At 62.2% G+C, this 25,637-nt stretch carries 19 protein-coding genes; 5 read left to right on the top strand and 14 right to left on the bottom strand.

Annotation, left to right across the window (positions count from 1 at the left end; all coding sequences use genetic code 11):
• Positions 1-276 precede the first annotated feature (276 nt).
• The gene (locus tag DOM32_RS02250) at positions 277-1,728 is read right to left on the bottom strand and encodes a glyceraldehyde-3-phosphate dehydrogenase (RefSeq protein WP_110630788.1); all 1,452 of its coding nucleotides are present in this window, start codon (positions 1,726-1,728) and stop codon (positions 277-279) included.
• A gap of 324 nt (positions 1,729-2,052) precedes the next feature.
• Here DOM32_RS02250 and mfd point away from each other — a divergent pair, with 324 nt between their 5' ends.
• Positions 2,053-5,502, top strand: coding sequence for a transcription-repair coupling factor (gene mfd, locus DOM32_RS02245; protein ID WP_110630787.1), 3,450 nt, complete (start codon positions 2,053-2,055; stop codon positions 5,500-5,502).
• Positions 5,503-5,618: 116 nt separating this feature from the next.
• On the opposite strand, the gene DOM32_RS02240 is transcribed toward mfd, so the two are convergent.
• Positions 5,619-6,743 carry a metallophosphoesterase gene (locus tag DOM32_RS02240; RefSeq protein WP_110630785.1) on the bottom strand — a complete coding sequence of 375 codons (1,125 nt, stop codon included), beginning with the start codon at positions 6,741-6,743 and terminating at the stop codon, positions 5,619-5,621.
• 234 nt (positions 6,744-6,977) lie between these two features.
• Here DOM32_RS02240 and DOM32_RS02235 point away from each other — a divergent pair, with 234 nt between their 5' ends.
• Both DOM32_RS02235 and DOM32_RS18185 read left to right on the top strand, forming a co-directional pair.
• Complete coding sequence (locus tag DOM32_RS02235; protein ID WP_110630782.1) at positions 6,978-8,633, top strand: FMN-binding glutamate synthase family protein; 1,656 nt, start codon at positions 6,978-6,980, stop codon at positions 8,631-8,633.
• A gap of 327 nt (positions 8,634-8,960) precedes the next feature.
• The gene (locus DOM32_RS18185) at positions 8,961-9,095 is read left to right on the top strand and encodes a hypothetical protein (RefSeq protein ID WP_277354937.1); all 135 of its coding nucleotides are present in this window, start codon (positions 8,961-8,963) and stop codon (positions 9,093-9,095) included.
• Positions 9,096-9,180: 85 nt separating this feature from the next.
• Here DOM32_RS18185 and DOM32_RS02230 read toward each other — a convergent pair whose 3' ends face one another.
• From DOM32_RS02230 to topA, 3 genes are all read right to left on the bottom strand, one after another.
• The gene (locus DOM32_RS02230; RefSeq protein ID WP_071233109.1) at positions 9,181-9,423 is read right to left on the bottom strand and encodes a hypothetical protein; all 243 of its coding nucleotides are present in this window, start codon (positions 9,421-9,423) and stop codon (positions 9,181-9,183) included.
• A 134-nt stretch (positions 9,424-9,557) separates the two neighbouring features.
• Positions 9,558-10,016, bottom strand: a complete 459-nt coding sequence (locus tag DOM32_RS02225; RefSeq protein ID WP_110630780.1) for a DUF6586 family protein — start codon at positions 10,014-10,016, stop codon at positions 9,558-9,560.
• A complete protein-coding gene (gene topA / locus DOM32_RS02220) occupies positions 10,013-12,634 on the bottom strand; it encodes a type I DNA topoisomerase (RefSeq protein WP_110630778.1) in 2,622 nt (873 codons plus the stop codon). Before topA ends, DOM32_RS02225 begins: the two co-directional genes overlap by 4 nt.
• Before the next feature lie 561 nt (positions 12,635-13,195).
• Between topA and pyk the strand changes: the two genes are divergently transcribed.
• Positions 13,196-14,659, top strand: coding sequence for a pyruvate kinase (gene pyk, locus DOM32_RS02210; protein ID WP_071233112.1), 1,464 nt, complete (start codon positions 13,196-13,198; stop codon positions 14,657-14,659).
• Between the two features lie 87 nt (positions 14,660-14,746).
• Here the strand turns inward: pyk and oadA are convergent, their stop codons facing one another.
• Both oadA and DOM32_RS02200 read right to left on the bottom strand, forming a co-directional pair.
• Positions 14,747-16,567 (bottom strand): sodium-extruding oxaloacetate decarboxylase subunit alpha, encoded by a 1,821-nt coding sequence (gene oadA / locus DOM32_RS02205; RefSeq protein ID WP_110631135.1) that lies wholly within the window; start codon positions 16,565-16,567, stop codon positions 14,747-14,749.
• A gap of 39 nt (positions 16,568-16,606) precedes the next feature.
• Positions 16,607-18,022: an acetyl-CoA carboxylase biotin carboxylase subunit gene (locus DOM32_RS02200; protein WP_110630774.1), complete on the bottom strand. Its 1,416-nt coding sequence runs from the start codon at positions 18,020-18,022 to the stop codon at positions 16,607-16,609.
• Between the two features lie 139 nt (positions 18,023-18,161).
• On the opposite strand from DOM32_RS02200, the gene DOM32_RS02195 reads away from it, so the two are divergent.
• Entirely contained in the window at positions 18,162-19,148 is a 987-nt protein-coding gene (locus DOM32_RS02195; RefSeq protein WP_110630772.1) for a LysR family transcriptional regulator, read from the top strand.
• 15 nt (positions 19,149-19,163) lie between these two features.
• On the opposite strand, the gene DOM32_RS02190 is transcribed toward DOM32_RS02195, so the two are convergent.
• The 7 genes from DOM32_RS02190 to mltB form a co-directional block, all read right to left on the bottom strand.
• Positions 19,164-19,685 (bottom strand): GAF domain-containing protein, encoded by a 522-nt coding sequence (locus DOM32_RS02190; protein WP_110630770.1) that lies wholly within the window; start codon positions 19,683-19,685, stop codon positions 19,164-19,166.
• Between the two features lie 397 nt (positions 19,686-20,082).
• On the bottom strand, positions 20,083-21,072 hold the full coding sequence (gene lipA / locus DOM32_RS02185) for a lipoyl synthase (RefSeq protein ID WP_208625282.1): 990 nt from the start codon (positions 21,070-21,072) through the stop codon (positions 20,083-20,085).
• A gap of 35 nt (positions 21,073-21,107) precedes the next feature.
• The gene (gene lipB, locus DOM32_RS02180; RefSeq protein WP_110630768.1) at positions 21,108-21,776 is read right to left on the bottom strand and encodes a lipoyl(octanoyl) transferase LipB; all 669 of its coding nucleotides are present in this window, start codon (positions 21,774-21,776) and stop codon (positions 21,108-21,110) included.
• 5 nt (positions 21,777-21,781) lie between these two features.
• Complete coding sequence (locus DOM32_RS02175; RefSeq protein ID WP_110630766.1) at positions 21,782-22,069, bottom strand: HP0495 family protein; 288 nt, start codon at positions 22,067-22,069, stop codon at positions 21,782-21,784.
• Between the two features lie 214 nt (positions 22,070-22,283).
• Positions 22,284-23,504, bottom strand: a complete 1,221-nt coding sequence (locus DOM32_RS02170; RefSeq protein ID WP_110630764.1) for a D-alanyl-D-alanine carboxypeptidase family protein — start codon at positions 23,502-23,504, stop codon at positions 22,284-22,286.
• 26 nt (positions 23,505-23,530) lie between these two features.
• A complete protein-coding gene (locus tag DOM32_RS02165) occupies positions 23,531-24,589 on the bottom strand; it encodes a septal ring lytic transglycosylase RlpA family protein (RefSeq protein WP_110630762.1) in 1,059 nt (352 codons plus the stop codon).
• Positions 24,586-25,632, bottom strand: a complete 1,047-nt coding sequence (mltB, locus tag DOM32_RS02160) for a lytic murein transglycosylase B (RefSeq protein ID WP_071233121.1) — start codon at positions 25,630-25,632, stop codon at positions 24,586-24,588. The genes DOM32_RS02165 and mltB overlap by 4 nt, the downstream gene beginning before the upstream one ends.
• Positions 25,633-25,637 lie beyond the last annotated feature (5 nt).

Genomic DNA, 25,637 nt, shown 5'->3' with positions numbered 1-25,637 from the left:
GATAAGGAAAAAGGTTCGACGGACGCCAGGCATGTCCGACTCCCGCAGCAAGGCTCAGGAAGAACAGGAAGGTGACGTCACGGAATCCGAATGCTTTTCTTATCAGAAAGGGTGACTTCCATGGCCCATGACTTCGATGGACCACGCCGAAAAACGCGCACCATTATAATGATGCCGGCCCCCGAAGACTACTCGCCGGCACGCCGACCCGGCCGCCGGACAACGAAAAAGTCTCGGCAGCGCCGAGACTTTTTAGACTAAAGTTCAATGGACGAATCAGGGCGTGGTCGGCAGGTACCGGTGACAGACGCGGGACATGTACTGCAGGATTCTCACCACCTGACAGCTATAGCCGAACTCGTTGTCGTACCAGACGTAGAGCACCGCCTGCTTGCCGTCGGCGATGGTTGCCTTGGCATCCAGGATCCCTGCATGGCGGTTGCCGACGAAGTCCGACGACACCACTTCCGGCGAATCGACATAGTCGATCTGCTTGTGCATCGGTGAATGCAGCGCCATCTGGCGCAGATACTCGTTGAGCGCCGTGCGGTCTGTCTCTTTCTCCAGCGACAGGTTGAGGATCGCCATCGAGACATTGGGCGTCGGCACGCGGATCGCATTGCCGGTCAACTTGCCGGAAAGCGCCGGCAGCGCCTTGGCTACCGCCTTGGCCGCGCCGGTTTCCGTCAACACCATGTTGAGCGGCGCACTGCGTCCGCGGCGATCGCCCTTGTGGTAGTTGTCGATCAGGTTCTGATCGTTGGTGTAGGAGTGGACGGTCTCGACATGGCCATGGACGATCCCGTATTCGTCGTCGATGGCCTTGAGCACCGGCACGATGGCATTGGTGGTGCATGAAGCCGCAGAGACGATACGGTCTTCCTCGCCGATGGTCTGATGATTGATACCGTGGACGATATTCTTGAGATCGCCCTTGCCCGGTGCCGTCAGCAACACCTTGGCAACCCCCTTGGATTGCAGGTGCTGAGCCAGCCCTTCGCGATCGCGCCATTTGCCGGTGTTGTCGACGACGATGGCGTTGTCGATGCCGTAGACGGTGTAATCGATCTCGGCCGGCGAATCGGCATAGATCATGCGGATGTAGTGACCGTTGGCGATCAGCGCATGGTTTTCGTGATCGATGTCGATCGATCCGGAGAACGGCCCATGGACGGAATCGCGACGCAGCAGGCTGGCCCGCTTCTCGAGATCGTCACCACTGCCGCGAACGACGATGGCACGCAGCCGAAGCAGGTTACCGCCACCGGCCTTCTCGATCAGGATGCGCGCCAGAATGCGCCCGATGCGACCGAAGCCGTAGAGCACGACATCCTGAGGCTCCCCGCCCATGCCGCTGCCGTCGTGAGCACCCACGATGTCGGCCAGCTCGCGCTCGAGAAACGCCACGACATCGCTTTCGCCGGAGTGCTTGAACGCCACGCCCAGTCGGCCGATATCGATATGCGCCGGCCCCAGATTCAGTTCGGTCATGGCTCGCACCATCGGCAGCGTGTCGGCGACCGAAAGCTCGGTTCCCTCGACCTTGCGAACATAACGATGGTTCTTGAGAATCCGCGTCACGGAACGATTGATCAACGACCGCCCGAACAGCGAAGGGATCACGTTGTACTGACGATAGAGCTTACCCAGAAGCGGAATCATCTCTTCCGCGCGAGCCTCGTTGTCCTGCCACTCCTGGAAGACGGTATCGAGCTGTTCCTGACTCACAAGCGGGCCTCTCTCTGATCGAATTGGGGGGTCGAATTGGCGCATCGACAGCGTCGGTCAAACGGATCGCTGGCACTGTCCGCACAGTGGTCGCCAACACTGCCTCAGAGCATCCGCCTGACCAAAAACCCGAGTATTATCTGCATCCTACGAAACGCCCCGCAATCGCCGCGTAGTCGCAAATGTTGTAGTTTCACTACACGGGCCATCGCCGATGCCTGACGTTCGACAACGGCACTCGAGGCAAGAAATGCGGCTCGACACCCCCGCCATTGCGACAGCCTGCTATCATCCCTGCACGTAAATTCGTTCTCCGAAAGGCTCATGTCGCATTTCACACCGCTCGCCCCGCCTCTGCCGACCGGCACGCGCGAAACTACCTATTGCCAACTGCCCCAGGGAAGCGCTACCGCGCTGACGCTGGCGCGCCTGGCCGACGATGCACCACTGCTGGTGGTGACGCCGGACACGGCAAGCGCGCAGCGCCTCGAGAGCACGCTGCGCTTCTATGCCGACGTGCCGGTAATGCCGTTTCCCGACTGGGAAACGCTGCCCTACGACAGCTTCTCGCCACACCAGGACATCGTCTCGGCACGGCTGAGGACGCTGCGGGAACTGCAGGAAGGCACCCAGGGGATCGTGCTGGCATCGATCAATACCCTGATGCAGCGACTGCCGCCACGCGACTACGTGGCCGGGCGCGTGCTGACGCTGGCGACCGGTGATCGGCTCGATCGGGAAAGTTTTCGCGAGCGCCTGTCGCGGGCCGGCTATCGCGCGGTGGAAACCGTCTACGAGCCGGGCGAATACGCCATGCGCGGCTCGCTGATCGACCTGTTCCCCATGGGCACTGACGCCCCGCTGCGCATCGACCTGTTCGACGACGAGATCGACACGCTGCGGCGCTTCGATCCGGATACCCAGCGCACGCAGGACAAGATCGAGCGCATCGACCTGTTGCCGGCGCACGAGTACTCGTTGTCGCGCTCGGCGATCGCCTGTTTCCGGGAAGGGTTCGAAACTCTCTTCGACGTCGATCCGCGGCAGTGCCCGCTCTATGTGGATGCGATCAAGGGCATTCCCTCTCCCGGCCTCGAACAGTACCTGCCGCTGTTCTTCGAGGAGACCGCCACGCTGTTCGAACATCTGGCGGAACAGACGCGCATTGCGCTGCTGCCCGACGTTTTCGAAGCTGCCGAACATCACTGGCTCTCGATCGAAGGTCGCTACGAGAATCTCGGCGTCGACCCGACTCGCCCGCTGCTGCCCCCGGCGAAGGCGTTCGTGCCCGCGGCCGAAGTCTTCGCCGCGATCAAACAGCACCCCCGTCTCGAATTCGTGACCGACTCGGCCTCACGCCACGCCATCGCCAGCGCGACCCAATCACCGCCGGCAGTCGCGATCAATGCCCGCGCCCAGCACCCGCTGGCGACGCTGGAGGCGTTTCTCGATGCTCATCGTGATCTGCGCATTCTGTTCGTCGCCGAGTCCCGCGGGCGCCGCGAAGCGCTGGATGAGGCACTCGCGCCGCTGCATCGGGATATCCCCCATATCGATGGCTGGCAGAACTTCCTGGATGGCAACCAGCCGCTCGCGATCGCCGAGGGGGCGCTGGACGAAGGTCTCTGGCTGGGCGATCCCGCTATCGCGGTCATCACCGAAACCGAGCTCTACGGCGAAGTCGTGCGCCAGACGCGCCGCCGCGCCAAGGCAACCGACGACAACGAGCTGGCCGTGCGCCACCTTTCCGAGCTGCGCCCCGGTGCGCCCGTGGTGCATCAGCATCACGGCGTGGGGCGTTACCTGGGCCTGGAGATGCTTACCGCCGGCGGTCAGGCAGCCGAATTCCTGGCGCTGGAGTATGCCGGCGGCGCCAAGCTCTACGTGCCGGTCGACAATCTTCAGCTCATCTCGCGCTACGCCGGCGCTACCGACGAACTCGCCCCCTTGCACAAGCTGGGCTCGGACACCTGGGACAAGGCCAAGCGCAAGGCGGCCGAGAAAGTCCGCGACACCGCTGCCGAGCTGCTCGACATCTATGCGCGGCGCGAGGCCAGGGAAGGATTCGTCAGCGACATGCCCGGCGAGGAATATCTGCGCTTCGCGGCGAGCTTTCCGTTCGAGGAAACCCCTGACCAGCACGCCGCCATCGAGGCGGTGATCGCCGACATGACCGCGCCGCGGCCGATGGATCGCGTCGTCTGCGGCGATGTCGGTTTCGGCAAGACCGAAGTCGCCATGCGCGCCGCGTTCCTGGCCGTCAGTTCCGGCCGTCAGGTAGTGGTACTCGTGCCTACCACGCTGCTGGCCCAGCAGCACTATGACAACTTCCGCGACCGCTTCGCCGATACTGCCGTGCAGATCGAGATGCTCTCGCGCTTCACTGGCGGCAAGGGGGAAGGCGATGCCCTGAAGCGCATCGAAGAAGGCCGTGCCGACATCGTCATCGGCACCCACAAGCTGCTCTCCAAGTCGGTCAAATTCTCCAACCTGGGCCTGATGATCATCGACGAGGAGCATCGGTTCGGCGTCGCTCAGAAAGAGCGCCTCAAGCAAATGCGCGCCGAGGTGGATATTCTCACGCTGACCGCGACACCCATTCCGCGCACGCTCAACATGGCCATGAACGGCATTCGCGATCTGTCGATCATCGCCACGCCCCCGGCACGACGCCTCTCGGTCAAGACGTTCGTGCAGCAGCGCAACGAGCCGGTGGTCAAGGAGGCGATCCTGCGCGAGGTGCTTCGCGGCGGCCAGGTCTACTTCCTTCACAACGAGGTCAAGACGATCGAAGCCAGTGCCGAAAAGATCCGCGAGCTGGTGCCGGAAGCCCGCGTCGGCGTGGCTCACGGCCAGTTGCCGGAGCGCGCCCTCGAACGGGTAATGTCGGACTTCTACCATAAGCGCTTCAACGTGCTGGTCTGCTCGACCATCATCGAGACCGGCATCGACGTGCCCAGCGCCAACACCATCATCATCGAGCGCGCCGACAAGTTCGGCCTGGCCCAGCTGCATCAGCTGCGCGGCCGGGTCGGACGCAGCCACCATCAGGCCTATGCCTACCTGCTGACGCCGCCGCCCAAGGCGATGACCAAGGATGCGATCAAGCGGCTCGAGGCAATCAGCCAAAGCGACGATCTCGGCGCCGGCTTCACGCTCGCCAGCCACGACATGGAAATCCGCGGCGCGGGCGAACTGCTCGGCGACGAGCAGAGCGGCCAGATGGAAACCATCGGCTACAGCCTCTACATGCAGATGCTCGATCGTGCGGTCAAGGCGATTCGCGCCGGCAAGACGCCCAATATCGAAGCCCCGCTCGATGAGGGCACGGAAATCAGCCTCAACCTGCCGGCGCTGATTCCCAACGACTACCTGCCCGACGTTCAGCAGCGCCTGATCATGTACAAGCGCATCAGCAGCGCAGCCGACGAGGGAGCGCTGAAGGAACTGCAGGTAGAGATGATCGACCGCTTCGGCCTGCTACCGGCGCCGCTCAAGACACTGTTCCGCCAGACGAGGCTGCGCCAGCGTGCCGAGCGCCTCGGTATCGCCAAGCTGGAAGCCGGAGCCGAACGCGGCCGGGTGATCTTTGGCCCCGACCCGCAGGTCGACCCGATGACGCTGGTCGAACTGATCCAGCGCCAGCCGGCGGAGTACAAGCTCGACGGCGCCGACACGCTGCGCTTCCACGGCGACATGGAAAAGGAAGAAGATCGCTTCCAGCGCATCGACACGCTGCTGGATATCCTCAACCGCAAAGCCAAGGCGGCCTGAGCTGCGAAAAATTAGACCGCGGCTATTCCACGAAAACGTCAGCGACATCATCGCTGGCGTTCTTTTTTACAGCGGCCCGACGCCGCCGTGGCTCGTGGCTCGTGGCTCGTGGCTCTTCAGTCTGCCCGGCGCAGCCAAATCCGCGTGATCTCGGCGGGCGCGCCAAAACGCATCGGCGGCCCCCAGTAGCCGGTACCCCGGCTGGTATAGACCCACATCCGCCCCTCCTTGCCCAGCCCGGCCAGAAAGCGGTTGGCACGACGCGCCAGTAGGCTCCAGGGCCATATCTGCCCGCCGTGAGTATGGCCGGAAAGCTGCAGGTCGAACCCGGCCTCTGCCGCCACGGGCGCGGAATTGGGCTGATGCGCGAGCAGCAGGCGCGTCGCTCCCGGCGGTATGTCACGGGCAGCCAGCACCGGGTCGCTGCGATGCGCCGGGACGTAGTACCCCGCCGACAGATCGGTAATGCCGGCAACGGCCAGTACCGCCCCGTCATGCTCGACAGGGTCGCACTCGTTGATCAGCACGCGCATGCCCAGACGTTCAAAGGCGGCGACCCACGCCTCGGCCTCGCTGTAGTACTCGTGATTGCCGGTCACGCAGAATGCGCCATGGCGAGCTCTCAAGTTCGCCAACGGCGCCAGGTCTTCTTCCAGCTCCGCGACGCGGCCATCGGTCAGATCACCGGTTATCGCGACCAGATCCGGGGTCAGCGAATTGACCCGTTCGACGATGCGCTGCAAGTGCTGGCGCTTGATCGTCGGGCCGATATGCAAGTCGCTCAACTGAACGATCGTCAGCCCCTCCAGCGCAGCCGGCAGCCCGACCAGCGGCACCGACACGTCGACGACCCGTGGCACTCTTCTCGCCTGCCACACCGCATAGATCGACAGCACGGACGATGCGATCAGCACGCCCCAGGCGCTACCGGTGACCAGCAAGGCCGTCGGCGCAGTCGCCACGTGCCATGTCGCGAGCAGAATGTCCCGGGCCAACGTGAACAGCAGCAGAAAGGAGAACACCCCCGTCATCACGGCGACCGGCCAGGCGAACCAGCGACCGTTGAGCCAGGTTACCCGGATCACCCAGGGCATCAGCAGCGCACTGGTCAGCAGGTAACCGGCCCCGACGACGTTGCTCCAGATGCCCAGCGAAAGTTCGGGCAGCAGGCGCCAGCCGACATAGCCATGCAGCACGAGCAGGACCAGTCGCAGACGTAAAAACGATCGATGATGTCGCAAGTTCAAGCATTCCTTGCATTGAATGAGCGAAAAACCGGCATGCCGGCACGCGGCGACTCGACATCCACTCCCGTTCTCCCGGCGCGAGACATGGACGCAACTGCCTCAACGTAGTAACGATGCCTCAACGTAGTCCCGCGTGACATTGGCCGCAACGCAAGGCGTTGCGCTATCCTTGGCGGTCGCGGCAGCCCCAGCCCGCCGCGATTTCACCTTTCTGGAGCCGATGTTTGCATGAGCTACGCTACTGGCCTTTCTCGTCTACCGTCACGTAATGCCGTTTTCATCGCCAGCCTTTGCCTGCTGGCCGTTTCCCTCGTCGGGCTTGCCTCATCCTCATACTGGTGGTGGGGCGTGGTCATCTTCGGCGGCCTGTCCTGGCTCGGGATTCACGATATCCGTCAAAAGCACCGCACCGTCAGCCGCAACTATCCCATTCTGGCGCACTGTCGCTATATCCTCGAGTCGATCGGGCCGGAGATTCGTCAATACTTCATCCAGTCCGACCTCGACGAGCGTCCGTTCTCCCGGGAGCAGCGCGCCGTCGTCTACCAGCGGGCCAAGAACGAGAGCGACAAGAAGCCCTTCGGTTCCTTGATCGACATGTATGCGCCCGGCCACGAGTGGATCAACCATTCACTGCGACCGACCCATATCGACGACAGCGACTTCCGGGTCCAGATCGGCGGTAGTCTCTGCAGCCAACCTTACTCCGCCAGCGTGTTCAATGTGTCGGCCATGAGTTTCGGCTCGTTGTCCGGCAATGCCATCGAAGCGCTCAACGCCGGCGCTCGCAAAGGCAAGTTCTATCACGACACCGGCGAAGGCTCGATTTCTCGCTATCACCGGATTCACGGTGGAGATCTGGTCTGGGAGATCGGCTCCGGCTACTTCGGTTGTCGCCACGACGACGGCAGCTTCAATGAAGAGCGTTTCGCCGCCAACGCGCGCGACGAACAGGTCAAGATGATAGAGATCAAGCTGTCGCAGGGCGCCAAGCCGGGCCACGGCGGCATCCTTCCCGCCGCCAAGGTCACCGCCGAGATCGCCGAGGCGCGCGAGGTGCCCATGGGCGAGGACGTGGTCTCCCCTGCCGGCCACAGCGCTTTCTCCACGCCGCTGGAGCTGATGACCTTCATCGGCCGCCTGCGCGAGCTGTCCGGCGGCAAGCCCATCGGCTTCAAGCTGGCCATCGGCCATCCCTGGGAGTGGTTCGCCATGGTCAAGGCCATGCGCGAAACCGGCCAGCGCCCCGACTTCATCGTCGTCGACGGTGGAGAAGGCGGAACGGGAGCCGCACCGCTGGAGTTCATCAACCGTCTGGGCGTGCCGCTGACCGAAGCGCTGATGCTGGTGCACAACACCCTGGTCGGCGCTGGATTGCGCGAAGAGATCAAGATCGGCGCCGCCGGCAAGATCACTTCCGGATTCAACATTGCCCGGACCCTGGCGCTGGGTGCCGATTGGTGCAACGCCGCACGCGGCTTCATGTTCTCGCTAGGCTGCATCCAGGCACTCAACTGCCACTCCGACAAGTGCCCCAGCGGCGTGGCGACCCAGGATCCCAAGCGCAGCCGCCACCTGGATGTCGCCGACAAATCCGAGCGGGTCTACAACTTTCACCACAACACGCTCAAGGGCTTGGCCGAGATGCTCGCCGCCGCGGGCCTGCAACATCCCGCGGAACTGGGGCCTGAGCATATCATTCGGCGCGTGTCCGCCGACGAGATCCAGTCCTACGACAAGCTGTTCACTTTCCTGAAACCGGACGAACTGCTCGAAGGCAACAGCGAGCACACCGTCTTCCGGAACTACTGGGAAGAGGCGCGCTCGGACTCCTTCCTGCCGCCCGCTCAACTGGCCGAATTGCGGCTGACCAAGCTGCGCTGATCGCCGACGTCAGCTCTCGGCTTCGCCAAGGCCGGCGCTGGGTGCCGCCCAGCACCGGTCACTGGTCACTGGTCACTGGTCACTGGTCACTGGTCACTGGTCACTGGCAAGTGAAGGCTCGCCACCGGCCCGCCTTACGCCAGGGTTCGTCAACAGACCTGACACGAGCAAACCCTTGCAAGCGTTATCATCGTGCGCCGCGTGAATCCCGTAGACTTGCAAGCGCCGCAGCGGCCCTCGCGATCTGTATAATGCGCCGTCGACGAATCCCATAATCTCGATGCAGGAGCCAGCCGCTCTATGGCCAATTACGCCTGGACAATTTCGATGCTCGCGATGACCATCGCTTTCATCACCTTCTTCACTTTCAGCGCCACCCGGCGTCGCGTGCTGTTGGTGACCGCACTGACATCGGCCGTCATCGCCGTGATCATGGCACTGGTAGCGGGCCTGATGCAGTAAGGGACACGGCGGTCCGCGTCGGTCAGCACCCCCGGTCGCGGCAGGATCGCGTCACCGTCTCACGGACCAGAGGGCGCAGAGCCGGCTAGTGAACGGTCGCCGGCGCTTCTTCGGCGGCATCTTCTTCATCACCTTCCCACAGATGGGTTCGAGTGATCGCATGGTCGAGCATCTCGCGGGCCACGTCGAAGCGACTGCGCCGCAACAGCTCGACGGCCTCTTCGGAGAAGCGGATCGAGACGAGCGGCTCACCCGTTGCCTCTGCCGGTCGCAGCACCACTTCTCCGTTGGCAAGTTCGACGATTTCCAGAATCGCGATATCGGACACGGCTCACCTCTCTTGTCACTCTCTTTCATGGAGTGACGACTCGAATAAAAGAACGGGACCAATAAAAAACGACCAGAGCCTGGGCCCCGGTCGTTGATGTCTGGATTCAGGCTAACACGTTTACCCCGAGCCAGTCACCACTCGCTGCTACCTTCACGCAGTGCCGGCAGCAGCGTCTTGAATTCACGGTGGCACCAGCGCAGCGTATCGCCCAGCGATGGGGCGCCGGCACTGGCAATCAGCCCTGCCCGTGCATCGCGGCGGGCCACGCCGTCGGCGCCGTGCAGCGCCTGCAATCGCGCCAGCAGCGTCCCCAGCCAGCTTTCAGGATCACGGGACAAGGCCCGTAGCCGTTCGAGCTCGGCCACATTGACGTTCGTCGCCCGCAGCCACGCCTGCCAACCGTCGTGGGGCAGATCGGTATGCTCGGTGACTTCTCGCAGCACGGAATCCAGCGCCAGTTCCAACTGGCCCAGCGCGGCCTCCTCCAGCGCCATGCGGCGCGCCGTCGCGTGCTCGTCGTTGCCCGGCTCGACCGCCAGCAACAATTCAGCCTGATAGAGCAGCTGATTGGTACGGGCCACCGAAGTCATTTGCGCTTGTCCTCCACCTGCCAGCGGCCATCTTCGTAGACGGCCCGCCAGCCGGTTGCCTTGCCCTCTTCATCGGTCATGACGAACTGGCTCTTGGTCTTGCGCGAGAAGCGGATCTGAGCCGGCCGACCGTCAGGATCCTCGCTCGGCGCTTCAAGCAGAAAATGGTACTTCTCGGGCAGAGCGTCGGCGTGCGCCTTCAGCTCCTTGACCAGCGGCGGACGGGTTTCCCGGTTCTTGGGGAACTGGCTGGCCGCCAGGAACAGACCGCTGGCACCGTCGCGCAGCACGTAGTGATCGTCGACCTTCTGGCAGGCCAGCTCCGGCATCGGAATCGGATCCATCTTGGGTGGTGCGACTTCGCCGCTCTTCAACAGCTTGCGGGTGTTGCCGCAGCCCTCGTTGGTACAGGCGAAATACTTTCCGAAGCGGCCGCTCTTGAGCTGCATTTCGGAGCCGCACTTGTCACATTCGATCACGGGACCATCGTAGCCCTTGATCCGGAAACGCCCTTGCTCGATTTCGTAGTAGCCGTCGTCATCGTTGCTGATATAGAGCTTGCGACCCTCATCGATCAGGTAACTGTCCATCGCCGTGCCGGTGTTCGGGTTACGACGCTTGGCGCGCAGCGCTTCCGTCTCGGCGGCCTCGTCGGCATCCGCGGGTACGGCTTCCTCTCCCGGGATCAGATCGATGGTCGTCTTGCAGCGCTCCTTCGGCGGCAGGTTGTAGCCGGAACAGCCCAGGAACACGCCGGTCGACGCGATGCGAATCTGCATCGGGCGGCCACAGGTCGGGCACGCGATATCGGTTTCGATGGGCTCGTTGGGCCGCATGCCATCCTCGCCTTCGGCACGCTCCAGCTTCTGCTTGAAATCGGCATAGAAGGCATCGAGCAGCTTCTGCCACTGCTCATGGCCCTCGGCGACCTCGTCGAGCCGGTCCTCCATGCGGGCAGTGAAGCCATAGTCCAGCAGGTCGTTGAACGATTCCACCAGGCGATCGGTCACGATCTCGCCGAGCTTCTCGGCATAGAAACGCCGGTTGTCCAGCTTGGCGTAGCCTCGATCCTGAATGGTGGAGATGATCGCCGCATAGGTCGACGGGCGGCCGATGCCGCGCTTCTCGAGTTCCTTGACCAGGCTTGCTTCGGTGTAGCGCGCCGGCGGCTTGGTGAAATGCTGCTGCGGGTCGATCTGTTCGACCTCGAGCGTCGCGCCTTCGCCGATATCGGGTAGTTGCGCCTGCTCGTCCTTCTTGGCCAGCGGCTTCATCACGCGGGTATAACCGTCGAACTTGAGCACCCGGCCACGGGCCTTGAGCTCGAAACCGGCCGTTTCGATGGTCAGCGTGGTAGCGAGATATTCCGCCGGCACCATCTGGCAGGCGACGAACTGGCGCCAGATCAGCTCGTACAGCCGCTGGGCGTCGCGCTCGACGGGCAGATCGTCGGCCCGCTGCTTGACGTTGGAAGGGCGAATGGCCTCGTGCGCTTCCTGAGCGTTCTGCTTGCTCGAGTAGCGATTTGGCGCTTCCGGCAGGTAGCGGTCACCGAACTCCGACTGGATGTAATCGCGCACGCCTTCGACTGCATCCTGGGACAGGTTGGTGGAGTCGGTACGCATGTAGGTGATGTAACCGCCCTCGTAGAGCCGCTGGGCCAGCGTCATCGTCTTCTTGACGGAGTAACCCAGTCGACCGCTGGCGGCCTGCTGCAGCGTCGAGGTAATGAACGGCGCATTGGGCTTGGAGCTGGTCGGCCTGGTTTCGCGGCTGGTCACGTCCAGCGTGTCCTGCCGCAACGGCGCGATGCGATCAAGGGTCTCTTTCTCGGAAGTCGGGCGGAAAGTCTCGCCATTCTCGCGGACCACCTCGAAGCGGATCGGTTCGCCGTCGGCGGTGACGAGATCGGCGTGGACGTCCCAGAACTCTTCCGGGTTGAATGCCCGGATAGCGCGCTCACGATCGACGATCAGCCGTACGGCCACCGACTGTACACGGCCGGCGGAGAGGCCACGAGCCACCTTGCTCCACAGCAAAGGCGAGACCATGAAGCCGACCACGCGATCCAGAAAGCGGCGGCTCTGCTGCGCCTCGACTCGGGCGATATTGAGCGTGCCGGGCTGCTTGAAGGCTTCCTGGATGGCATTCTTGGTGATTTCGTTGAACACCACGCGCTTGTAGCGCGAGTCGTCGCCGCCGATGGTCTCCTTCAAGTGCCAGGCGATCGCCTCTCCCTCACGGTCCAGATCGGTCGCGAGATAGATGGTATCGCTCTTGTCGGCCAGCCTCTTGAGCTCATCGACCACCTTCTCCTTGCCCGGCAGGATCTCGTAATGGGCCCGCCAGCCATGTTCGGGGTCGATACCCATGCGCCGAACCAGTTGATCCCGCTGCTTCTGCTTCTTGTACTCCGCCTTCTCTTCCGGCGACATCTTGCGGGTGATCGCCGCCTGCTTCGCGCGCTCCTTGGGATCGCTGGCCTGCTTGGAAGAACCGCTGGTCGGCAGATCACGAATATGCCCGACACTCGATTTCACCACGAAATCGTTGCCGAGATACTTGTTGATGGTCTTGGCCTTGGCCGGCGACTCGACGATAACCAGTGACTTGCCCATAGCGCTCCTGCTTCTTTATATATAGCGGCGGTCCCAGCCGATGGCGTGCTCGATGGCAGGGAGTGGGGCCGACCGGAAAATCCGCCTACCCTACCCTAGCCTTTCCCATGGCGCCAGCCGTAGCTTGACTTTGACCAACATTGACGGTGCGATGTCAATGGCCATTCACAATGGGGCTGACAAGACGGATTCCAAGTCGCGCCGTGGCGTCGTCTCGGGTTTGTGGGACTTTTCGTCCATGTCGCACCCGGCGCTCGCGCGCTACACTCGAATCCGTAACGTCATCGTCGCGAAAGGCCTCTAGGCTGAAACGTCAACAGCCCATCGGATGCTGGTGGCGATCCATTCGCCATTCGATGCCGAAAGCAGGCGTCTGGCTGAAACGCCAGCCATCCCGGCAGGCGGTGCATGTGGCTCCTCTAAGCCGGGATGACAGGACAGCAACAGCGCTTCGGACAAGACGGGCTCCTTGTTGTAAAATAACCACATGTCATCGTCGCGACTCGATCCATGACTTTTCAGCGCGGCGGGACGACTCATTCAGTTGCCAGGAGAATTTCCATGCAGCACGCGTTTCACGGTCCGATTCGCCGCACCAAGATCGTCGCCACCCTCGGCCCAGCCACGGATCGCGAGGGAGTATTGGATGCCATTATCGAAGCCGGGGTCGACGTCGTTCGCTTGAACTTCTCCCACGGGAATCCGGAAGACCATCGCCGCCGACTCAAGGCCGTTCGCGAGGCGGCGGATCGTCACGGCCGCGCGGTGGCTGCACTGGGCGACCTCCAGGGTCCCAAGATCCGTATCGCCCGCTTTGCCGCCGAAGGTGGTGTCAAGCTCGAAAAGGGCCAGCCTTTCGTGCTGGACGTATCGCTGGATCGCGATGCCGGCGACAGCGAGCGCGTCGGCTGCGACTACAAGGAGCTGGCCGACGATCTCGAGGCCGGCGACACCCTGTTGCTGGACGACGGTCGCCTGGTGCTCGAAGTGGACCGCATCGAAGGCCCGCAGATTTTCACCACGGTCAAGGTCGGCGGCAAGCTGACCAACAACAAGGGCATCAACAAGCAGGGCGGCGGCCTCTCCGCTGCGGCGCTGACCGAGAAGGACAAGGAAGACCTCAAGACCGCGATCGACATCGGTGTCGATTATCTGGCCGTATCGTTCCCGCGCAGTGGCGCCGACATGCAGTATGCGCGCGAGCTGCTGGGTGAAGCGGGCCAGGAGATCGGCCTGGTCGCCAAGATCGAGCGCGCCGAAGCCGTTGCCGACCCGGAAACGCTGGACGACATCATCCGTGCCTCGGAAGCGGTGATGGTCGCCCGCGGCGATCTCGGCGTCGAGATCGGCGACGCCCAGTTGATCGGCGTGCAGAAGCGGATCATCGCCCGCGCCCGCACGCTCAACAAGGTCGTCATCACCGCTACTCAGATGATGGAATCGATGATCGAGTCGCCGCTGCCGACCCGCGCGGAAGTCTTCGACGTCGCCAACGCGGTTCTGGATGGCACCGATGCCGTGATGCTCTCGGCGGAAACCGCCGCCGGCGACTTCCCGGTCGAGACCATTCGCGCCATGAACCGGCTGTGTCTGGGCGCGGAGCGCGAGCGGGCGGCTCAGCAGTCCCAGCACCGCATCCACGAAGGCTTCAGCCGGATCGACGAGACGCTGGCGCTGTCTGCCATGTATGCGGCCAACCACCTTTCCGGCGTGGTCGCCATCGCCTGCTTGACCGCGTCGGGCTACACGCCGCTGATCGCCTCGCGCATCCGCTCCGGTCTGCCGATCGTCGCGCTGGCCGAGACACCGCTGGTCCAGCGTCGCATGGCGCTCTATCGCGGCGTCGTCTCGCTGGTCTTCGACAGCTCCCGCTTCCCGCTGACCGAGATCAACAGCGGCGCGATCAAGGAGCTGGTCAGCCTCGGGCTCGCCAGCAAGGGCGACCTCGTCATCCTGACCCGCGGCGATCACATGAATGCTCATGGCGGCACCAACACCATGAAGATCATCCAGGTCGAAGAGTGATCGAGAGCGCTCTTTTCACGGGATAAAAAAACGCGGAGCCATGGCTCCGCGTTTTTGATTGCCTTCATCGGGAAGACAGCCCGGCCCTCACTCGATTTCGATCAGGACCTCGCCCGGTGTCACGCGGTCGCCCTTGGCCACATGGACCGCCTTGACCGTGCCGCTGACCCGCGCCTGCACTTCCGTCTCCATCTTCATGGCTTCGGTAATCAAGACGGCCTGTCCTTCCTTGACGCTGTCACCTTCAGCGACCAGCACATCGACAATGTTGCCCGGCATCGACGTGGTAACGTGCCCAGGCGAGCTGGCTTTGGCGCGCCCCCCGCTATTGCCTTCCTGCACGAACTCGTCCTTGGCCTCGAACACGACCTCTTCGGGCATGCCATCGAGCGTCAGATAGACACGGCGCTTGCTGCCACTGCTACTGCCGACACCGGTGATCTGCACTTCGTAGGACTCACCGTGAACGTCGATGACGAACTCGGTAGGCACCCCTTCGGAAACCGGCCGTCCGGCACCGCCGACGGCTTCCGCTGACGGAATCGATTCGGGCGTCAACGTGCCGTCACGCCGCCCCTGCAGATATTCCCGCCCCAGATCGGGGAACATGGCAAAGGTGAGCACATCCTCTTCGCTGGCGGCGAGATCGCCGATATCCTGCTTCAGCCTGGCCATCTCCGGCTTGAGCTGGTCGGCGGGACGGCCCTCGTCGACAAGTTCGTTGCCGATCGCCTTGCGACGCACCTCGGGATTCACCTCGGCCGGCGGCTGACCGTAGCCACCCAGCAGGTAGCGCTTCACCTCGTTGGTGATCGACTTGTAACGCTCGCCGGTCAACACGTTCATGGCGGCCTGGGTCCCGACGATCTGCGACGTCGGCGTTACCAGCGGCGGATACCCCAGATCGGCACGAACCTTCGGAATTTCATCGAAGACATCCTGAATCCGGCCCAGCGCATTCTGCTCCTTCATCTGATTGGCCAGGTTGGACATCATGCCCCCCGGCACCTGCCAGATCTGTACGCTCACATCCTCGCGAGTGTATTCGCTTTCGAAAGCCGCGTATTTCTTGCGCACTTCCCGGAAGTAGTCGCCGACCTCCTTCAGCGCGACCAGATCCAGGCCGGTGTCATAGGGCGTCTGCTGGAACGCCGCCACCATCGCTTCGGTGGAGGGATGGCTGGTACCGCCGGCGAAGGCGGAAATACAGGTATCGATATGGCGACAGCCTGCTTCGACGGCCTTCATCTGGCTCAGGGAAGCGAGCCCGGACGTCGCGTGGGCATGGAGATGGATCGGCACGTCGACCGCCTCGGCCAGCGCTGCCACCAGCTCGCCGGTGGCGTATGGGGTCAGCAGACCGGCCATGTCCTTGATGGCGATCGAATCGGCGCCCATGTCGACCAGCCGCTTGGCCTGCTCGACATACATGTTCCGAGTGTGAACGGGGCTGACGGTATAACAGATAGTGCCCTGGGCATGCTTGCCGCTGGCCTTGACCGCCTTCATGGCGGTCTCCAGATTGCGCAGGTCGTTCAGCGCATCGAAGACCCGAAAGATGTCGATGCCGTTATCGGCCGAGCGCGCCACGAAACGCTCCACCACGTCATCCGCGTAGTGGCGATACCCAAGCAGGTTCTGACCCCGCAGCAGCATCTGTAGCGGCGTGTTGGGAAGCGCTTCGCGCAACGACTGCAGGCGTTCCCAGGGATCCTCCTTGAGAAAACGCACGCAGGCGTCGAACGTGGCGCCGCCCCAGACTTCGAGTGAATGGAACCCGATCGCGTCGAGTTTGGCGCAGATTGGCAGCATGTCTTCGGTTCGCATGCGCGTGGCAATCAATGACTGATGCCCATCACGCAGGACGACGTCGCTGATCTTGACGGATGACGAGTCGGCGTTGTTCATCTTTTTCTCCTGATCCTGATTCTGATCCATTCGGCGCATTCAAAGTCCGGCGTGAGCCGCGATGGCCGCCGCAATCGCCAACGCCACCTCTTCAGGGTTGCGCTTGACGGAGTAGTTGAGCAGTTCGGGATGGGCGGGAACGAACCCGGTGTCGAAGTGCCCGGCCCGGAAATCGGGATGGCGCAGAATTTCCTGGTAATAGGGTGCGGTGGTCTTCACCCCTTGCAGACGCATGTCGTTCAGCGCCCGAATGCCACGATTGAGGGTCTCTTCCCAGGTCATTCCCCAGACGATCAACTTCAGGCACATCGAATCGAAGTACGGCGGAATGGTATAGCCGGTATAGATCGCGGTGTCCGTGCGGACGCCGGGGCCGCCGGGCGCGTAGTAACGGGTGATGCGACCGAAGCTGGGCAGGAAGTCGTTCTTGGGGTCCTCGGCGTTGATCCGGAACTGGATGGCATAGCCCTGGTGGCGGATATCCTCCTGGCGATAGGCCAGCCGGTCGCCTGCGGCAATGCGCAACTGTTCACGGACGATATCGACGCCGGTGATCGCCTCGGTGATGGTGTGCTCGACCTGAACCCGGGTATTCATCTCCATGAAGAAGACTTCGTTGTCCTTGACCAGGAACTCCACGGTACCGGCATTCTGGTAGCCGACTGCCTGGGCGGCGCGCACTGCCATCTTGCCCACGTAGCTGCGCTGTTCCGGCGTCAGCTGGGGGCTGGGCGCGATTTCGATCAGCTTCTGGTTGCGGCGCTGGATCGAGCAGTCGCGCTCGAACAGATGGATGACCCCACCGTGGCTATCCGCCAGTACCTGGACTTCGATGTGCAGCGGATCGACGACGCACTTCTCCATGAACACTTCCGCGCTACCGAAGGCTTTGGTCGCTTCGGAAATCACGCGATCCCAGGCCTGCCGGAGCTGTTCGGCCGTGTCGCAGCGGCGAATGCCACGGCCACCGCCGCCGGATGTCGCCTTGAGCATGATCGGGTAGCCAATCTCTTCGGCAACCGTCAGCGCTTCATCGAGATTGGCGAGATTACCGTCGGAACCCGGCGTCACCGGCACGCCTGCCTCACGCATCGCCGTTCGCGCGGCGGTCTTGTCGCCCATCCTGGCGATCACTTCGGCACTCGGGCCGACGAACGCGATACCCGCCTGGCTGCAGATCCTGGCAAATTCGGCACTTTCGGATAAGAAGCCGTAGCCGGGATGAATGGCATCACAGCCGGTTTCCCGCGCCAGGTTGACGATCCGCCGCGGATCCAGATAGCCCGCCAGCGGTTCGTCACCGACGAAATAGGCTTCGTCCGCTCCTTTGACATGCAGGGAGAAACGGTCGGGTTCGGTATAGATCGCAACCGAACGGATGCCCATCTCGGCGCAGGCTCGTACAATACGCACGGCAATCTCGCCGCGGTTGGCGATAAGCAGCTTTTTAAACACCGTTTGCCCTCCCGGTTTGTGCGTGGCGACGCTTTGTTATCGTCTCCCTACGCTAGCGATCCGGGTACCAATAGAAAAATTGATATTTTTTTGCCAACCTATAAGCTAAACGTTATACCTGACCGTGAGAGCATCCTGAATGTCGCGTCCCAACCTGCTCAATCGTCTGACGTTCCGTCAGCTCCAGGTCTTCCAGGCCGTTCATCGTCAGCAATCCTATTCACGCGCTGCCGAACAGCTGGGCCTGACGCAACCTGCCGTCAGCGCTCAGATCCGACAGCTCGAGCAGGCGCTGAGCCAGCCACTGTTCAAGTACGCCGGCAAGACACTCCATATACTGCCCGCCGCCGATGCGCTGGCCGCGTCCGTGCAGTCGATCTTCGGTCAGGTTTCGAGTCTGCAGATGGAGCTGTCGGAGCTGGCGGGCACGATCCGGGGCGAACTCAACCTTGCAGCCGTCTCGACCGCGCAATACGTCGTGCCGCACATTCTGGCGCGCTTCAGAGCCCGCTATCCGGAAGTCCAGATTCGACTACGCGTCTGCAACCGGGCACAGGCCCTCGAGCGGCTGGCGGAGAGACGAGATGACCTGGTCATCATGGGTATGGTGCCGGACGACCCCAACCTGGTATTCATGCCCATTCTGGACAACGAATTGATACCGGTGGTCTGGCCGGGCCACCCGCTGGTCACGGCCGAGCGGGCGACGCTCGAGGATTTCGCGCGGCACTATCTGCTGATGAGGGAGCCAGGCTCCGGCGCGCGGACGGCATTCGAGGATTTTGCGGCAAGGGAGCGCATCTCCCTGCACCACACCATCGAGCTCGGCACCAATGAAGCCATCAAGCAGGGGGTCATGGCGCACTTGGGTGTGGCCGTGCTCCCACGCCTGGCCGTACAGCTGGAGCTGGCTTCCGGACTGCTGGCGAGCCCGCGCATTCCCGGCTTCCCTCTGAAACGCTCATGGTGCACGGTCTATCCCAAGGATCGCTACCCGACGCCAGTCACGGAGCTTTTTCTACGCTTCGTGCGGGAACTGCTGCCGGAATTGAATGCACATTTCCGGGCCCCGATGACACCGATCGAGACGCCGACGCTGCTGTGTCTTCCTGCTGATGAGGTTTAAAAAGGACGTCAGCGCTCAGGCCCGATCACGCTGATTCGCCTGGACACGCAGGATATGCAGCTGGATCAGCTCCTCGGCCTGAGCGGCAAGAAGCCTCAATCGCTGCATATCGGTTTCCTCGAAAGCCCGGGGAAGCATGCCGATCAGACATAGCGTGCCCACACAGGCTTCCGGCTCCACGAACAGCGGATAGCCAGCATAGAAGCGAATGAAAGGGTCTTCCGTCACCAGCGGGTTGTCCGAAAAACGTGCATCCCGCAAGGCATTGTTGACCACCATTGGCTGGCCGTCGGCCACGACGTGACCACAGAAAGAAATCCGCCTTGGCGTCTCGCAGACCTTCAAGCCCTGATGCGACTTGAACCACTGACGCTCTTCGTCGATCAGCGTGATCATCGACATGGGAACGTCAAAAATCTGGGTCGCCAATTCCGTCAAACGGTCGAACCCCTTGTCGGATTCCGAATCGAGCAGCTGTAGATCCCGCAAAACGGTTAGACGCTCGACTTCGTTATGGGGCATATCCGGTGCAATCATAGAGCGGACTCTTACTCCTCAGGTTCGAGAAATCATCAACGCCGCACAGCCAACGTGGTTCCGGACAGAAAAGCCGCGAGATAATCCTTCAAAGATAGTTCTTCGACGATAATTCTCCGAAGCGTAACGACCGCCTGGCGCGGCGCACGGAAATCCTGCCCGGATGATCCGTGGTACGTACGTGACGAACGGTCATTGAATACGCCTGAAAAACCTCCTTGGATGCATACCTGTTGCCCATGACCCAAACGGTTCGTCATATCGCATTCCGGTATGAAAACAATACCAGGCAGGGGCAGAACGGGACCAGGCAGGGACGGAACGGGATCAGGCTGAGACAGAACGGGCCTGCCGATCTTATCGGCAGGCCCGTTAACGTCTTTCTGACGAGGCACGCTTACTTCACCTCTACCCCGTGTGCCTGCTTGTCGGCATGATAGGACGAACGCACCAGCGGCCCCGAGGCGACATGCTTGAATCCCATCGCCTTGCCCTGCTCGGCAAACCAGTCGAAGGTCTGGGGGTGCACCCAGCGATCGACAGGCAAGTGATTGCGCGAAGGCTGCATGTACTGACCCAGGGTCAGCATGTCGACATCATGAGCGCGCAAATCGCGCATGACCTCGATCACCTGCTCGTCGGTTTCACCGACTCCGAGCATCAATCCTGATTTGGTCATGACTTCCGGACGGCGCGCCTTGTACCCTTTAAGCAAGTCCAGCGACCACTGATAATCGGCACCCGGGCGGACCTTGCGATAGAGCGACGGCACCGTCTCCAGGTTGTGGTTGAAGACATCCGGCGCTTCGCCTTCCAGAATGTCCAGCGCCACCTGCATGCGTCCGCGGAAATCCGGAACCAGCACTTCGATTTCGATGTTCGGGCTGTCGCGACGAATCTCGCGAATGCAGTTGGCGAAATGCTGCGCCCCGCCATCACGCAGGTCATCGCGATCCACGGACGTCACCACGACGTAATTGAGCCGCATCTCGGCAATGGCTTCCGCCAGTTCGCGAGGCTCGTTCTCGTTGAGCGCATTGGGTCGTCCATGCGCGACATCGCAGAAGGGGCAACGGCGGGTACAGATATCGCCCATGATCATGAAGGTCGCCGTCCCGCCACTGAAACACTCGCCCAGATTAGGGCAGGAGGCTTCTTCACAGACGGTGTGCAGTCCGTGCTTGCGCAGGGTCTGCTTGATATGGGTGACCTGAGGAGAAACCGGCATTCTGACGCGCAGCCAGTCCGGTTTCTTCGGCAACGTTTCGGTCGGAATGACCTTGACGGGAATCCGAGAGACCTTCTCGGCACCGCGCAGTTTGACTCCGCGCTCGGCGCGTGCCGGCTTCTTGGTCTCGGGCGTTGGCATGACGGTCGTCTCGGTCATAGATCCCTTCCTGATAGGTCGTGGAACATCGGCAGCTAAGCAATCGCTGCCGGTTCAAAAGCTTGTGGCCACCCGGATCGAGCGTCGAGTGGCGCGGACAGTCGGCGTGCAAAGCAGCCTGCCAATCTTTCGGCTTCGCTGATCGATGACACCGGCTCGGTCACGTGGTCACGCAATTGGGTCATCTTCAATCCCGCATAGCCGCACGGGTTGATTCGGGCGAACGGTGACAGGTCCATGTCGACGTTGAGCGCGACGCCATGGAAACTGCAGCCCCGCCGAATTCGCAGACCCAGCGATGCGATCTTGTCGTCGGCGACATAGACCCCGGGGGCGTCCGGTCGCGCACGTGCATCGACGCCATGGTGCGCCAGCAGATCGATGACGGCGTTCTCGAGCAGCGTCACCAGCTCCCGTACGCCAAGCCCTCGCCGACGCACATCGAGCAAAGGATAGAGCACGACCTGCCCCGGCCCATGGTAGGTCACCTGGCCACCGCGATCGCTCGCGACGACCGGTATGTCTCCCGGCATCAGCAGGTGCTCGGGCTTGCCGGCCCGCCCCTGGGTGAAGACGGGGTCATGCTCGACCAGCCACAACTGATCCGGCGCCGAGGCATCGCGCGTGTCGGTAAAACGCGACATCGCCTGCCACACCGGCAGATAAGGCTGACGCCCGAGTCGGTAGAGTTGCAACGTGGACATTAGCGTCACAGCACCATGTGTACGCGTCCGGTCGCCTTCAGATCCTGAAACAGCGCATCCAGCTGCGCTTCTCCGGTGGCATGAATGACCACTCGAACCGATTGAAAGCGACCGTTGCGACTGTCGGAAAGCTTGATGGATGCCGAATCGAACCCGGGAGCATGCCGTTCGATCACCTCGCTGATGGCCGCAACGAAATCTTCGGCGGCATCACCGACTACCCGGATCGAGTAGTCGCACGGAAATTCGACCTTGGGCCGAGGCAGGTCAACATCATTGGGTGTCTGGGTCATGGCGCTATGGTTATCTGAGTCATGGCATTAGGCGCTGAAAGTCATTTCCGACCATTCTACTCAACAACAGCCCGAGCACCAACCGATGCCGGCGAAGCGCGGAAACCGCTGAAAGGATCCGCTACTCCGTTTGGAACCTTCGTCATCTTTCGGCACTGCCGCCTGGCCGGGCACCGAATCTCGCCAGCGCCCGACCGACAGCGCAAGAGCTGCCTTAATCGAACAGCCCGGTCACGAACAGCACGATGGAGTCCCATACACGCTTGAAGATACTGCCCTCTTCGACCCCTTCCAACGCCACCAGCGGCTGCTGGCCCAGCACCTCGTCACCCGACTTGATCTCCAGGGTACCGACCTGCTGTCCGGCCTGAATCGGCGCACGCAGCGTCTCCGGCAGATTGAGGCGTGCGGTCAGGTTATCGGCGCTACCCCGCGGCACGGTCATGCTGACCTCGTCCTGCACGCCGAGACGAACGGTATCACTGGCGCCGCCCCAGATACGCGCCTCGTTGAGTACGGAGCCAGCGTCATAGAGCTTGCGAGTCTGGAAGAAACGGAAGCCGTAGTTGAGCAGGCGCTGGGTTTCCGCCGCCCGAGCTTCATCGGAGTTGGTGCCCATCACCACGGCGATCAGGCGGGTATCCTGCTTTTTGGCAGAGGCGACCAGACAGTAGCCGGCTGCTTCGGTATGGCCCGTCTTCAAGCCATCGACGTCCGGATCGCGCCACAACAGACGATTGCGATTCGGCTGGCGAATGTCGTTGTAGGTGAAATATTTCTCCGAATAGACCTGATAGTGATCAGGGAAATCCGTGATGATGTGGCGCGCGAGGATGGCCAGGTCATGAGCGGACGAATAGTGGTCGTCGTGAGGCAGCCCTGTCGGATTCATGAAGTGGCTGTTTTGCATTCCCAGGCGCTGAGCCTGCTGATTCATCAGGTCAGCGAACGCCGATTCACTGCCGGCCACGTACTCTGCCAGCGCCACGCTGGCATCGTTGCCGGACTGTACCACCACGCCGCGAAGCAGGTTCTCGACGCTGACCTGCGTGCCCTCCTGGATGAACATGCGTGAACCGCCCGTGCGCCAAGCATTTTCACTGACGCTGACCATGTCGGTGTCGGAGATGCTGCCGCCGTCGATTTCCTGCTCGACGATGTAGGCCGTCATCATCTTGGTCAGACTGGCGGGCGGCAGCCGCTGATCGCCGTTGTGATTCACCAGCAACTGGCCGGTGGAAGCATCCATCAGCACCCAGGAAGACGCGGCCAGATCAGGCGGCGAGGGTATCAACTGCTCCGGTTCCGGGTTGGATGCCGACATCTGGCTATCGGGAGTGGGTTGCTGGGCGCCGGCCGGAGACGACAGCAGCCCCAGACACAATGACGCTGAGATGACCAGGCGTGATACAGACGAAGTGAACAACGCTTTCATGACAATCGGGTTCTCACTGGACGAGGTTACTGAGTGGGCGCTACCAGGAACGTCTGGCCATAGCCGGCGTCCTGCAGAGTAGCCCTGATGGATTCGAGCGATGCCAGGTCATGAATGGGGCCGACCTGGACACGATAGAGAGGAGACGCATTGTCGATGCGAACCGGCCGCGACAGCAAGCCCTGCAGCCGGTTCTTCAACGCTTCCGCACCGGCTCGTGAACCGAGCGCGGCAACCTGCACGAAGCGCTGCCCTGCCACCGAAGATCCTTCGAAGGCGGAGATGGGCGCAGCGCTTGCAGAAGATAGCGTGGACGAAGACGGAGATTCCTCGGCGTTCGCCGCCGTCAGAACGGGATCGATGCTTGCCTGGTAATTCGCGCCAGAGCTCGCACCCTCGGCCTGCGAAGCGACAGGCCGGGGGGAAGCCCCCGATGTCGATGGCTGACGCGATACCGAACGGGACGCGGCCGCGCTCTGACCGGCCTGCGAGCGGTCACCCGCCGACTCACCATGCGTACGCGCCCAGACCACGGGGTCTATCGCCTCGACCTTCACCCGCCCCGTCCCGCCTTTCAGAATACCCAGGCGTGCAGCCGCCGCGTAGGAAAGATCGATCAGCCGGTCGCTGTGAAACGGGCCACGATCGTTCACCCGCACGATGACCTTGCGACCGTTATCGAGATTGGTGACACGCGCGTAAGTCGGCAACGGCAAAGAGCGATGCGCCGCCGACATCTGGTACATGTCGTAGGTCTCGCCATTGGCCGTGTCGTATCCCTGAAACTTGACGCCGTACCAGGAAGCGAGCCCTTCGGCCTCGTAACCGGCAGGGTCGTCGAGCACATGGTAGGTCTTGCCCCATACCGTATAGGTCGAGCGGTTACCGCTCCTGGAACGAGGTTCCACGCGCGGCACCGCATCCGGCACGTTGGCGACGTCTTTCGGCGTATCCGGGTAGGCATCCTGATCCATGGCGTAACGACCGCTCCCGCCCTGGGAGCCGCCGCCACCGGCACATCCCGCCAATAGCGCCAGCAGCAACAGTGCCAGGGAGAAGCGCCATTTCACGGCACACCGAATCATGCCCCGTCACCTTGTGCGTCCTCGGACATGGCAGTCTGAATGCGCTGCGCCAGCGTCGCGACCGCCATCGCATAGAGATGGCTGTGGTTGTAGCGGGTGATGACGTAGAAATTGTCGAGGCCCAGCACATAGCGAATGTGCCCGTCGGCAAAATCCAGGGCCAACGGCACGACCTCGTCACTCGGCTGCAAGCTCCCCGCCGTCGGCTCGATACCGACCTGCTGCAACGCCGAAATCGATGTATCCGGCGGCTCGGTACGATTGAAGGTGATGGAAGACGGCAACACATCGGGGCCATCGGCCTCGACCAGCACCGCTTGATGCCGCTGCCAACCATGCTCGCTGAAGTAATTGGCGATACTGCCGATGGCGTCCACCGGGTTGTTCCACAGATCCTTCAGGCCATCGAAATCGAAATCGACCGCGTACGCCTGATAGCTGGTCGGAATGAACTGCGGATAGCCCATGGCACCGGCGTAGGAGCCATGAAGCGTGGCGGGATCGACATCCTGACCTAGCGTGATATCGAGAAACGCCTCGAGCTCACCACGAAAGAAGGCACCTCGGGAAGGATGGTGAAAGGCCAGCGTGGAGAGAGAATCCAGCACACGATGCGTGCCCTTGTGTTGGCCGTACTGGGTCTCGACACCCAGGATCGCCACCACGATCTCCGGCGGCACGCCGTAGACTTTCTCGGCCCGCGCCAACGCTTCATGATACTTCTCGAGAAAGGCAACGCCCTGTCGAATACGTTCAGGCTGGATGAAGATGTCGCGGTACTCGTCCCAGCGCAAGCGTCTTTCCGCCGCGTGATCCATCGCCTCCAGTACCTGCGGACGATACTGCGCCGCCTGCATCGCGGCTTCCAGCTCGTGACTCGGCAAGCCCTTCCGCGACAGGGCTTCCACCATCTCTTGCACTTCGGGATGGGTGGTCGGGTCGAAATTCTCCTCGGCCTGCGCCGCCGCGCTTGCCAAACCCCAGAGTCCCACCAGCAACAGACTGATGCTGAACCGACGATCTCGTCTCCAACGCAGCGGCATGCGCG

Source organism: Salinicola salarius, from assembly GCF_003206135.1.
Taxonomy (GTDB): Bacteria; Pseudomonadota; Gammaproteobacteria; order Pseudomonadales; family Halomonadaceae; genus Salinicola; species Salinicola salarius.
Note: the sequence above shows the minus strand (reverse complement) of the source record. Positions and strands in the feature narration are given on the sequence as shown.

What these genes read in the sequence shown, in the direction of transcription:
- mfd (WP_110630787.1), top strand. Translation starts at nt 2,053, where the DNA reads ATGTCGCATTTCACACCGCTCGCCCCGCCTCTGCCGACCGGCACGCGC.
- DOM32_RS02235 (WP_110630782.1), top strand. Translation starts at nt 6,978, where the DNA reads ATGAGCTACGCTACTGGCCTTTCTCGTCTACCGTCACGTAATGCCGTT.
- DOM32_RS18185 (WP_277354937.1), top strand. Translation starts at nt 8,961, where the DNA reads ATGCTCGCGATGACCATCGCTTTCATCACCTTCTTCACTTTCAGCGCC.
- DOM32_RS02225 (WP_110630780.1), bottom strand. Translation starts at nt 10,016, where the DNA reads ATGACTTCGGTGGCCCGTACCAATCAGCTGCTCTATCAGGCTGAATTG.
- topA (WP_110630778.1), bottom strand. Translation starts at nt 12,634, where the DNA reads ATGGGCAAGTCACTGGTTATCGTCGAGTCGCCGGCCAAGGCCAAGACC.
- pyk (WP_071233112.1), top strand. Translation starts at nt 13,196, where the DNA reads ATGCAGCACGCGTTTCACGGTCCGATTCGCCGCACCAAGATCGTCGCC.
- oadA (WP_110631135.1), bottom strand. Translation starts at nt 16,567, where the DNA reads ATGAACAACGCCGACTCGTCATCCGTCAAGATCAGCGACGTCGTCCTG.
- DOM32_RS02195 (WP_110630772.1), top strand. Translation starts at nt 18,162, where the DNA reads ATGTCGCGTCCCAACCTGCTCAATCGTCTGACGTTCCGTCAGCTCCAG.
- DOM32_RS02190 (WP_110630770.1), bottom strand. Translation starts at nt 19,685, where the DNA reads ATGATTGCACCGGATATGCCCCATAACGAAGTCGAGCGTCTAACCGTT.
- lipA (WP_208625282.1), bottom strand. Translation starts at nt 21,072, where the DNA reads ATGACCGAGACGACCGTCATGCCAACGCCCGAGACCAAGAAGCCGGCA.
- lipB (WP_110630768.1), bottom strand. Translation starts at nt 21,776, where the DNA reads ATGTCCACGTTGCAACTCTACCGACTCGGGCGTCAGCCTTATCTGCCG.
- DOM32_RS02175 (WP_110630766.1), bottom strand. Translation starts at nt 22,069, where the DNA reads ATGACCCAGACACCCAATGATGTTGACCTGCCTCGGCCCAAGGTCGAA.
- DOM32_RS02170 (WP_110630764.1), bottom strand. Translation starts at nt 23,504, where the DNA reads ATGAAAGCGTTGTTCACTTCGTCTGTATCACGCCTGGTCATCTCAGCG.
- DOM32_RS02165 (WP_110630762.1), bottom strand. Translation starts at nt 24,589, where the DNA reads ATGATTCGGTGTGCCGTGAAATGGCGCTTCTCCCTGGCACTGTTGCTG.
- mltB (WP_071233121.1), bottom strand. Translation starts at nt 25,632, where the DNA reads ATGCCGCTGCGTTGGAGACGAGATCGTCGGTTCAGCATCAGTCTGTTG.